At 68.5% G+C, this 11,354-nt stretch carries 5 protein-coding genes; 3 read left to right on the top strand and 2 right to left on the bottom strand.

Translation table 11 applies throughout. The features are described 5' to 3' along the window. Positions 1–234 precede the first annotated feature (234 nt). Entirely contained in the window at positions 235–2,946 is a 2,712-nt protein-coding gene (locus tag AC1Q7F_RS04950; RefSeq protein ID WP_492504410.1) for a glycosyltransferase, read from the bottom strand. An 89-nt stretch (positions 2,947–3,035) separates the two neighbouring features. On the opposite strand from AC1Q7F_RS04950, the gene AC1Q7F_RS04945 reads away from it, so the two are divergent. Together AC1Q7F_RS04945 and AC1Q7F_RS04940 are read left to right on the top strand one after the other, a co-directional pair. After that, positions 3,036–6,125, top strand: coding sequence for a glycosyltransferase (locus AC1Q7F_RS04945; protein ID WP_492504408.1), 3,090 nt, complete (start codon positions 3,036–3,038; stop codon positions 6,123–6,125). After that, complete coding sequence (locus AC1Q7F_RS04940; protein ID WP_492504406.1) at positions 6,122–7,885, top strand: tetratricopeptide repeat protein; 1,764 nt, start codon at positions 6,122–6,124, stop codon at positions 7,883–7,885. The genes AC1Q7F_RS04945 and AC1Q7F_RS04940 overlap by 4 nt, the downstream gene beginning before the upstream one ends. Here AC1Q7F_RS04940 and AC1Q7F_RS04935 read toward each other — a convergent pair. Continuing rightward, complete coding sequence (locus AC1Q7F_RS04935; RefSeq protein WP_492504404.1) at positions 7,863–9,743, bottom strand: O-linked N-acetylglucosamine transferase, SPINDLY family protein; 1,881 nt, start codon at positions 9,741–9,743, stop codon at positions 7,863–7,865. The genes AC1Q7F_RS04940 and AC1Q7F_RS04935 overlap by 23 nt on opposite strands. Positions 9,744–9,854: 111 nt before the next feature. Here AC1Q7F_RS04935 and AC1Q7F_RS04930 point away from each other — a divergent pair, with 111 nt between their 5' ends. Beyond that, positions 9,855–11,330 (top strand): tetratricopeptide repeat protein, encoded by a 1,476-nt coding sequence (locus AC1Q7F_RS04930; protein WP_492504402.1) that lies wholly within the window; start codon positions 9,855–9,857, stop codon positions 11,328–11,330. Positions 11,331–11,354: the final 24 nt, after the last annotated feature.

Here is an 11,354-nt window from a genome sequence, read left to right as displayed (position 1 = left end):
GTCATTTGTGTGTCATTCGGATACATGTCACAGGCCCTTTGTGAAAAGGGGCAGGGAAATCCGGGTTGTTCGATGTTTCCCTTGAGGGGCTGGGCGAAGGCCGGAACTTATTCTTGAGTATAAAGGGGATGGTGTTGGTTAATGAATGTTAACGGCTAATAATATTTATTCATTAACATCAATGCGCTTGAAATGCCATGCAAACCCGCAAGCCTTGCCCCGCTGAGGGACCTATCACAAAAGTACAGGTGACGACCATGGATGATAGGTAATCAGATCATTGGCAACCTTGGAGGGTCGGTAGAACGACGAAGCCCGGCGGTTCAGCAGGCTGGCGGTGAAAGAGAAGGTGCTGTTGGAGATGGCCAGGATATCGGCCTCACACAGCGCCTGGAAATCATCCAGGAAATCCGCGCCGGCCAGGGGCGGGATGCCAAGGTCGGCAGCCGTCAGGGGGCTGTACTGCGGAAAGGCCCCGACGCAGGCCGGATCGTCGGTGGCCATATAGAGCAGCGGCCTGGACAGTGTCGGCCACAGTCCGTCCAGCCAGTTCAGGTACCAGGACTCTGGCGCCGTCCAGAAGGGACCCCAGCCGAAATCCCCGCGCCGCAGATGCAGTACCACCAGCGTGTTTGCATCCGCACGCAGGCGACCGCGCACTTGGGCCATCCGGTCGTCCCACAGGCGTCCCCGCGTGAAGAAACCGCGGAAACCTTCCGCGAACGGTGCCAGTGCTGCCATGTCGCCGCAGAAATAGCCGTCAATATCATGGCCCGCAGCCCGTGGCGGCGCATCCGGTGCCATGCAAGTCGCCAGCGCCGCCTGTTCCTCCGACAGCCGGGGCAGCGCGGGGCCGGGCAGGGGATCGTCCAGGTCGAACAGATGCCGGCCCAACCAGGGCGGGGTTTCAAGGGTGAGCCTGTGGCGGTCGGCATAGAGCCGGGCCACGCCATATTGCAGCAATTGGTTGCCGAAGCGGCCATTGCTGCCCAGCCGGGTCACGGCCAGCCGTTTTGCGTCGGCATCGGCGCGCGGGCGGGGTGCTGGCGGCGGCCCGTATCGGGCATCCAGCAGCAGCAGGGCGCGGCGGGTGAACGCCTCCCCATAGCCCTGATTGCAGGCGATGGCGCGGTTCCAGGCGGCCAGCGCCTTCTGCCTCATGTCCAGCGCTTCCAGCGCGGCGGCCATGGCGGCGTGCGTGTCGTAGAGATGGGGTGACAGCGATACCGCCGTCTGGGCGGCCGCCAGGGACGCGGTGGCATTGCCCCCGTCCAGCAGCAGGCCCGACCGTTCGGCATGATATTCCGCCTTGCCTGGTGACAGAGCCAGGGCGCGATCCAGATGGTCCGCCGCCTCGGCCCGCAGGCCCAGCCGCCGTTCGGTGCGGGCCAGCAGGAACAGGGCGTTGGCGGTGGGGTTCAGCCCGGCCGCGTGGTGCAGATGCGGCAGAGCGTCGGCGGCGGCCCCTTCTGCCAGCAGCAGCCCCCCCAGATTGACGCGGGCCGCGTAAAGGTCGGGCTGCAGGGCGACGGCGCGGGCGAAGGCGTCCCGCGCCGTATTCTGTTTGGCCAGACGATATGCCGCCATTCCCAGCTCGAACCAGATGGCGGGCAGGGTCGGTGCCGCGGCCGCCGCGCGCTGGAGCTTGTCCAGCGCCGCCGCATGCTCCCCCCGGCCGGTATCCGCCTGGGCCTGGGCCAGCAGGGCCCGGGCAACCTCCGCCTGGGTCGCCGCGATCTCCGCCTGTTCGGCCTTCAGGGCATAGAGGCGGCGACGGGTCAGGATTTCGATGGCCATGAAGCGAGCATCGACATGCGCCCCTTCGCCCGGCGCACGGCCGCTGGTCATCTCCTGTTTCAGGCGGTCCAGAACATTGCCGGGCCGCATGCGATAGAAGACCGTCTTGTCCCGGATCCCCACGCCCTTGAACTGCTGCATCAGGGCGCGGGAATAGGCGACGTCGTCCGCCGTGGCCGGCCAGAACGGTGTTTCTTCCGGAAAGCCGCCCGTCCGGTCATGTGCCGTCCGCCGGATGCACAGGTTGCAGGGATATGTCGTCTGTGACGCGTCGCGCCAGACGGCGCTGACCTGATCGTCGATCTCGTCGAACACCATGTCGGTGCGCACGTAATCTATGTCAGCCGACGTGTCCAGCACCCCGGCCGTCACCTGGAAATGCGATTCCAGGTAGTAATCGTCGGCATCCAGAAACCAGAGATAGGGGCCCATCGCCGCCGCCGCCCCGACATTGCGCGCCCGCCCGGCCCCCCGGTTGTGGTTCTGGGCGATCAGGGACAGGCTCTGATCCGGATGCGCCCGGCCCCAGCGCCGGACAACCTCCACCGTATCGTCGGGCGAACAATCATCGACGACGACGATATGCACCTGGGCATAGGGGCGGTCGCGTTCCCGCCGGTAATGGGCCAGGGCCGACAGGATGCTGTCCAGACTTTCGATGATGGTGTCCGCCGCCCTGTAGGCGGGAATGACCACGGTGCCGATGAAGCCATAGTGCCGCCGATGGGTTTCCAACGCGGCCAGCGCCACCGACAGGCCGCTGTCACCCGGTGGAATGTCCGGCGCCATGCGGGGCAGCATGGCCGCTGCTTCCGCCTCGCGCCCCTGGATCAGCCGGACGGTGCCAAGCAGGCGGGCCAGATGGCCCTGCACCGGGGCGAACCCGGACAGCCATTCCAGCTGTTCCCCCGCCTCGTCGAAGCGGCCGGGGTCCAGCAGGGTGGAGATCTGGTTCAGGGCCACATGCAGGGTGGCGGCCATCTGCTGGTCGAAGATGGGTGTATTGGCGTGCAAAAGGAGGGCGCGGCGGAACAGCCGCAGGGCCTGCATACCATCCCCCCCATCGCGCAGATGGGCGCCCAGGTGCTGCAGGGCCGCCGCGTTCGCCGGATTGTCCGCCAACAGGCGACGGCATTCAGCCCGGTCCATCCGCATAGAGTTCCCCGTTCAACAATCCATCGTGTATAAATCATGATAACAGAAACGCAAATGCCGCAGGCGTTCGGATTCAAAGGCTTATGAAGCTCGCCTTCCTCGACACGACGTTCGGCGACTATACGCCGCGCACGCCGCTGGCGGCACCGTTGGGCGGCATGCAGTCCGCTGCCTGTCATCTGGCCACGGCCCTAGCGCGGGCCGGGACGGACGTGACCCTGATCAATGGCACCGGCATGCCGGGCGCGGTGGATGGCGTGATGTGCCGCCACCATGCGACCATGCCCGTGGCCTTGCTTGCCCGGCATGACGTGCTGGTGGTCATGGGCGGTTGCGATGGCGACAGCGTGCGCAATCTGCGCGCCGCGATGACAAGCCGCCAGAAGCTGGTCCTGTGGACCCAGCATGCGGGTGACCAGCCCAGCGTCGCCAGCCTGTCCGCGCCCGAGATTGCCGGCCTGTGGGACGCGTTCATCTTCGTCAGCCGCTGGCAGCGCGATGATTTCATCGGCCGGTTCAGGCTGGCACCCGCCCGCTGCCACATCCTGCGCAACGCGCCGGCCCCGTGTTTCGCCGGCTTGTTTGCCGACGATGCCGATATCGCCGCCGCCAAACCCTGGCCGCCCGTCCTGGCCTATACCAGCACGCCATTCCGGGGGCTGGACGTGCTGCTGGCGGCGATGCCGCGCATCCGCGATGCCATTCCCGGCACGATGCTGCGGGTCTATTCCTCCCTGGAACCCTATCAGGTGCCGCTGGCCAGCGATCCCTATGCCGGGCTTTACGAGCGATGCCGGCAGACAGAGGGCGTGGAGTATGTGGGCAGCGTCGCGCAGCCGGCGCTGGCCAAGGCCCTGCGCGGGGTGATGGCGCTGGCCTATCCCAACCGCTATGCCGAGACCTCCTGCATCAGCATGATGGAGGCGATGGCGGCCGGGTGCCTGGTCGTATCCTCGCGGCTGGGCGCCCTGCCGGAAACCGCCGCCGGGTTCGCCCGGCTGCTGCCCGTGCCGCCGGACCCGGCCGACCATGCCGCCCGCTTCGCCGACGCGATGGTGGCGGAGTTGCGCCGCCGCCGGGATGATCCGGCCGGTACGGGCCGCCACCTGCGCGCCCAGCTGGATCAGGCCGGTGCCGCCGGCGGCTGGGACCGGCGGGCGGCGCAATGGCTGTCCTGGCTGGCGGGGGAAGAGGATGAGGGCAAGGCCGACATCCATGGCCTGATGGCCCGCCTGCGCCGGCCATCGTCGGTGGGCGACCATGACGCCATGGCGGACCTGTGCGAGCGGGTGCTGGAACTGGACCCGGCCCATGCCGGCGCCTGGCGCATCCTGATGCAGGTGCAGGCGGCCCAGGCAAGGCCCACCGACGCGCTGCTGTCGCTGGGCCGGGCCATCCAGTTGCAAGATGGGCCGCAGCCGGTGGAATGGACGGGCTGGATGGCGTCGCTGCTGTCCGGTGTGGCGGCCGGGGAGGATGGACGCCCGCTGGAACGGCGCTTGGCGGCGGTTCAAAGTGTGTGGCCGCTGCTGTCAGTGGCGGAATGGGCCGGACCGCTGGTGGCCGCCACCCGCCATATCGCCGGCCAGGCGCAGGCGGCGGGGGAGATGTCCACGATGCTCGCGGCCTGCCTGCTGGTGGCGGGGGCGGCACCGCAGGATGCGGGCATCCGGCTGGCCGCGGCGATGGCAGCGCAGGGGCTGGGCGACAGCGTCCAGGCGCTGGAACTGGCGGGCGATGCCCTGCGCATCGACAGTGCCGCCGTGCTGGGGGCGCGACACACGCGGGCCATGCTGGCCGGATGGCTGGCGGCGGCGGAAGAGAAAACCCTCGAACAGGCGGCGACGCTGGATGCCGGTCGCCTGTTCCCCGCCATGGTTCTGGTCGCCGGCGCCCTGGGGGAGGATGCCAGTCTGGCCCGGCAGGCGGCGGCCGCCACGGACGGACGCCTGCGCCGTTGCCTGCTGCTGCGCATGATCGCCGCGCGCCATCGGCTGGCGGGGCGGCGGGAGCAGCAGGTGGAATTGCTGCGTCAGGCGGCGACGATGGGTGTGGAGGAAGGGGCCAACCGGCGCCTCAACCAGGCGCGGCTGGCCTTGTCGCAGCGGCTGCTGCTGGAAAATCTGGGCACGGTGCTGAATGATGGGGCCAATGGCCGCATGGCGCCCGACTGGCGGGCAGAGGCCAGGGGGCTGATCGGGCAGATCGAACAATCACTGTATCTGGCCGGCAATGACGAGGGCGAGCGTTCCGCCATGTGGGGCACGTTGCGCGGCTATGACGCGTTTCTGGCCTGGTTCGACGCCACCGGCGCGCAGGCACCGCCCTTGCCGCCGCCGCCGGTGCAGGGGCGCAAGGTCTATGATTGCTTCCAGTTCTACAACGAACTGGACCTGCTGGAATTGCGGCTGGCCGAATTGTCGCCGGTCGTCGATCATTTCGTGCTGGTGGAGGCCGCCTATACCCATGCCGGCGCGCCCAAGCCGCTGTTTTTCGCGCAGAATCGCGCGCGCTTCGCGGCCCATGCCGACAAGATCATCCATGTCGTGGTCGATGACGATCCCGGCGGCTTCGCCTGGGTGCGGGAAGCGCACCAGCGTCAGGCCATCCTGCGCGGGCTGGCGGGTGCGGATCCCGCCGACATGGTGATCATCAGCGATGCCGACGAGATTCTGCGGCCCGAAATGGTGGGCCGCCTGCGCGATGCCGGGCCGGACGGGCCCAGCCTGTTCACGCCGCACCTGGACATCCATCTCTATTTCCTGAACCTGCGCGCACCGGAACCCTGGGTCTCGGTGGCGGCGGCACCGTATGAGCTGGTGCGGCGGGTGGGGGCGAACAATATGCGCTATCTGGCCAAGCAGAATATCGGGCAGCCCATCCCGGCTGCCGGCTGGCATTTCACCTGGATGGGCGGGATCGAGCGGTTCCTGGCCAAGCTGGACGCGTTTGCGCACCGGGAGATGATCGGCAGCTTCGGCCAGGACGACGCCGTCAACCGGGCGCGGCTGGAGACATTCTTCGCCACCGGCCGGTTCGAGGAAGGGGCCATCCCCGGCATGTGGACGGCCCTGACCCGCGTGCCCATCGATGACAGTTTCCCCGCCAGCCTGCGCGCCCTGCTGCCGGATTTCATCGCCAAGGGCTGGGTGGCGCCCGGGACGGACGCATGAGCGGCGACGATCTGCTGGCCCGGGGCATCGCACTGCAGAATGCGGGCCGGGCGGAGGAGGCGGAGGCCGTTTTCCGCGCCCTTCTGGAGGTCAGGCCGGAGGACCCGTCCGCCCTGCATGCGCTGGGCGTGCTGGTGCTGATGCGGGGCGATGCCCAAGCGGCGGTGACGTTGTTGGCCCGGTCGCTGCGCCAGCGGCATGGCGATGCGGTGGCGTTTTCCAACCTGTGTGCGGCGCTGCGGCAGTTGGGGCGGCTGGACCAGGCGGTGATCGCGGGGCGGGAGGCGGTGCTGATCGATCCCGACCTGGACATGGCGCATCACAATCTGGCCAGCGTGCTGCTGGACCTGAAGGACCATGAGGGCGCGCTGGAACCGCTACGGCGCCATATCGACCTGGCGCCCGACAGCCGGTTTCAGCGGTTCCTGCTGGGCACGTCGCTGATGGTGCTGAACCGGGAGGCGGAGGCGGAAACGGTCTGGCGCGACCTGCTGCGCCTGACGCCCGAGGATGGCCGCGTCCATGCCAATCTGGGCGTGGTGCTGAAGAATCTGCGCCGGTTCGAGGAGGCCATCGCCAGCTATCATCGCGCCCTGGTGCTGATGCCCGCCGAGGCGGCGGTGCTGAACAATCTGGGCCTGTCCCTGTCACAGACGGGGGAGCGCGATGACGAGGCCATGATGTGGCTCCGCCGGGCCGTCCGGCTGAAGCCCGATTTCGCCGATGCCTGGCTGAACATCGCCCTGGTGCTGCGCAACCAGAACCGCATCGACGCGGCCATGGGCTATTGCCATAAGGCGCTGGCCGCCGATCCCGACCATGCGGAGGCCAATACGCTGCTGGGCAATTGCCTGCTGCTGAAGGGGCAGATGCGGGCCGGCTTCGCCGCCTATGAATGGCGCACGAAGCTGCGGGAATTCAAGGCACCCAGGCATGCGTATCCGTCGCCCGCCTGGCCAGGCGGTGATCCGGCGGGGCTGACCCTGCTGCTGCATGATGAGCAGGGGCTGGGCGACGGCATCCAGTTCGCGCGCTACGCGCCGCTGCTGGCGGCGCGCGGCGCCAGGATCATTGTGGCATGCGCCAGGCCCCTGGTTCGCCTGTTCGCCAGCCTGTCCGGCGTGGCCGCTGTCGTGGCCACGGGTCAGCCTCTGCCGCCGCACGATGTCCATGCCCCGTTGCTGAGCCTGCCGCATCGGCTGGGGGAGGAGATTGAACGGCAAGGACCCTACCTGTCGGCCGAACCGGCGCTGTCGGCCCGCTGGGCGGCGCGGCTGGACGGTGTGCGGGAACTGAAGGTCGGGCTGGTCTGGGCCGGCAATCCGCAATTCCGCGACGACCGGCGGCGGTCGCCGGGGCTGGCATCCATGCTGGGGCTGCTGGACGTGCCGGGCGTGCGGTTCTTCGCCCTGCAGAAGGGCGGGGGGCGGGGGGACCTGGAACGGCTGGCGGGGCGGCTGGGGGACAAGTTCACCGACCTGGGGCCGGAGATCGACGATTTCGCCGATACGGCTGCCATCATGGAAAATCTGGATCTGGTCATCAGTTCCTGCACGGCACCGGCACATCTGGCCGGGGCGCTGGGTCGGCCCGTCTGGACCATCCTGCCGTTGAATGCCGATTGGCGCTGGCGGGAAAGCGGGACGGAGACGGTCTGGTATCCGTCCATGACATTGTTCCGGCAGGAGAATGTGGGCGACTGGGCGCCGGTGATGGGCCGGGTGCGGGACGCCCTGGTCAGGCTTGCGGCGGAACGCTGAAACCCTGCGGGGGCAGACCGGCGGTGTGGCGGTCCCACATCATGCGGTAGGCGGTTTCCAGATGCCGGGTGATGCGCGGCGTATCGAACAGCAGGGCGGTGGCGCGCACGGCTTCCAGATGTGCCTTCAGCCGGGCCAGCCGCTCCGCATCGCGGGCCAGCGACAGGGCCAAGGCCTCGTACCCCGCCAGATCATCCGTGACCAGTTCCGGCAGGCCCACGGCGCGCAGCAGGCTGGCCGACACGCGTGCCGCGAAGCCGTCGCCTCTGCGCGTGACCACGGGCACCCCCATCCATAGCGCATCCGACGTCGTGGTGTGGCCCGTGTAGGGGAAACTGTCCAGGCAGAGGTCAATGGCGCGGTACCGGGCCAGGTGGTCCGCCAGCGAGGTGGAGCCCGCGAAGACCAGCCGGGCCGGGTCCACCCCGGCCATCCCTGCCGCCCGGCGCAGGTTGGGCGCGGCGGCCGCCTGCGGATCGTGCAGATAGAGGCAGGCGTCGGGCACGGCGCGCAACAGCCGCATCCAGCAGGCGAACATGTGCGGATTGAGCTTCCGGGGCGGATGCAGCGCCCCCAGGACGATGCCCGACGCCGGCAGGCCCAGGGCGGTGCGGCCGATGCCGGCGGGCAGGGGCCGGTGCCGGTCATTAACCTGATAGCTGTCGGGCAGGATGACGATCTTCTCATGAAAGAAGGGCTGATCGCCGGCCGGAGTCACCACCGGGTCGCCGATCACGTAATCCAGCGGTCCGCCGCCCATCGTGCCGGGATAGCCCAGATAGGCCACCTGCACCGGCGCCATCCGCCGCGACAGCAGGTCCAGCCGGGCGCCTGCCGTGAAACCCTTCAGATCGATCAGGATATCGATGCCCTGTGCCGCCGCCCAGCCCGCCACCTGGGCCGTGTCGAGGCCATGCAGGGACTGGAAGCCATCCACCGCCCCGCGAATGCGCCGGCGGATGGGGCTGTCATCCTCCCGGCTGTAGCAGCCGGCCAGGACGCGGAAACGCCCCCGGTCATGCCGTTCGAACAGTTCGGCGATCAGGTAGGCGGTGGCGTGTTCGTGGAAATCGGCGGAGAGATAGGCTACGGTCAGCCGTCCATCGCCCTTGCCGGTGGCCGATAATACGGGGGGCGGTGCTGGGGTGACCTGCTGGCGAAAGATGATTTCCGCCGCCCGCCGCTGCCGCGCCGGGTCGATGCCGATCCATTGGGTCAGCAGCGGCAGCACGGCCCCGCCCTGGTCGATGCGCCGTTCCAGCCGCTGGCAGCAGGCGTCATAATCGCGCCAGTCGGCGGCGTCCAGGCGGCTGGCGAACGCCTCCCCATCGGCAAGGTCGAGTGTGGGATCGATGCGGAAGGCCCGGTCGAAGGCGGCGGCGGCACCCACCGGATCGCCACCCCGGCGGCGGGCCAGCCCCAGCCCGCGCCATGCTGTGGCCGATGCCGGCTCCACCACCAGGGCACATTGGAAATCGCGGGCCGCCTGCGCCGGCTTGTCCAGTCGCAGCATGGACCGGCCCACCCGCCAGCCGGCATTGTCCGGTGCCAGGGCCGCGGCGTGGTCGAACAGGGATTCGGCCTCTGCCAGATGGCCTTGCTGCTTCCGGATCATCGCCAGGTTGCCATGGGCATCGGCGATGGCCGGGTCCAGGACCAGCACGGACTGGAACAGCCGGGCGGCCCCGTCCGCGTCGCCGGCCGCCATGCGTAGCACGGCCAGCAGGAACAACCCGCCGATATCGGCGGGCGCCGCGCGCAGGATGGCACGGCACAAATCTTCCGCTTCCGCCATGCGGCCCTGGTGATAGGCGCCCATCGCGGCCCGCAGCAGGTCGGTGGGAGAGGGCGGGGTCAAGACAACGCTTTCCTGTTGCTGTGTTGCGTGAACATGGCGGGCGGGACCGGCATTGCCAAGCTGCTTGTCAGCCCATATGCATGAAGGGGGATCGCGGGCAAGGGGCTGGCCATGGTCGATGATGGCGTGCGTCAGCAGGTGGCGGCAGGGGCGGAGGCCCATGCTGCCGGACGGCTGGACGCGGCCATCGCCCATTTCGCCCAGGCCGCGCGCCTGTGCCCTGGCCATCCTTCCATCCTGTTCAACCTGGGCATCGCGCTGGAGGATGCGGGGCGCGGCGGCGAGGCGCTGTCCATCCTGGTGCAAGTGGATCAACTGCGCCCCGGCCATCCGAATACGCTGTTCCGGCTGGGCAGCCTGCTGGCGGGACACGGAGACCATGAGGCGGCGGCGGAGATGCTGTCGCGGCTGCTGGTCTTGCAGCCGGATTATCCCGACGCGGCCTTCCGGTTGGGCAATGCCCTTATGGCGCTGGAACGATATGCGGCGGCGGAACGGGCCTATCGTATGGCCCTGGTGCTGGACCCCGGTACCGGGGCGGTGGCCAACAATCTGGCCGGGGCCCTGCGTTGGCAGGCAAGGGCGCTGGAGGCCGGGCACTGGTACCGGCGGGCCGTGCGGCTGGAGCCCGATACCGCCGAATATCACAAGAATCTGGGGGCCTGCCTGATCGCCCAGGGCAACTGGCGCGAAGGCTGGCCGCATTACGATTGGCGTGACCGGCAGGCGGCCTGGGGCTGGCGGCGCGGCGTTCCCGGCATTCCCCGTTGGGACGGATCGTCGCTGGCGGGCAAGACCATCCTGGTGCATTTCGAGCAGGGCCTGGGCGATACGCTGCAATTCATCCGCTATATGGGCGTCCTGAAGCGGCAGGGCGCGCGGACCCTGTTCGAATGCCAGCCCACGATGCGCGACATCCTGGGCTGCGTGCCGGATATCGACCAGCTGATCGGCCATGGGGAGCCGCTGCCGCCGGCCGACTGCCACGCGCCCCTGATGAGTCTGCCGGGCCTGTGCGCCAGCACGCCGGACACGGTGCCAGGGGCGCATGCAGCCTATCTGTACCCCCCCGCCGACCGGGTGGCCGCCTGGGGGCAGCGGATCGGGGCGCATGGCTTCAAGGTCGGCATCAACTGGCAGGCAGCCGGGGCCGACCGTTCCATCCCGCTTGCGGCCTTCGCCCGGCTGGCGGCCGTGCCGGGGATCCGGCTGTTCAACCTTCAGCAGGATGTGGGCCTGGATCAGCTGGCTGCCCTGGCCGGGCCGCTCAATATCACCCGCTTTCCCGATGCCGAGCGCGAACGGACCCATGGCAGCTTCATCGACAGTGCCGCCATCATTGCCAATCTGGACCTGGTGGTCAGCTGCGACAGCGCCATGATCCATGTCGCCGGCGCCATGGGAAAAACCGCCTTCCTGGCGCTGCCCTGGCTGGCCGACTGGCGCTGGCTGGCGCATCCGGAGCGGACATGCTGGTATGACTGCGTGCGTATGTTCCGTTCGCAGGCCAACGGGGACTGGGAAGGCGTGATGGCACGGATTACGCAATCCGCCTTAGCCTTGGCTAGCCTTAAGTTTATGGGCTAGCCACAATAGATTTCATGAAATGAT

The organism is Niveispirillum sp. GW835-FHT14G11 (assembly GCF_058793615.1).
This window is presented reverse-complemented; position numbering and strand designations above follow the sequence as displayed.

Excerpts from the sequence above, each read along its gene's own strand:
- AC1Q7F_RS04950 (WP_492504410.1), bottom strand. The coding sequence starts at position 2,946 with ATGGACCGGGCTGAATGCCGTCGCCTGTTGGCGGACAATCCGGCGAAC.
- AC1Q7F_RS04945 (WP_492504408.1), top strand. The coding sequence starts at position 3,036 with ATGAAGCTCGCCTTCCTCGACACGACGTTCGGCGACTATACGCCGCGC.
- AC1Q7F_RS04940 (WP_492504406.1), top strand. The coding sequence starts at position 6,122 with ATGAGCGGCGACGATCTGCTGGCCCGGGGCATCGCACTGCAGAATGCG.
- AC1Q7F_RS04930 (WP_492504402.1), top strand. The coding sequence starts at position 9,855 with ATGGTCGATGATGGCGTGCGTCAGCAGGTGGCGGCAGGGGCGGAGGCC.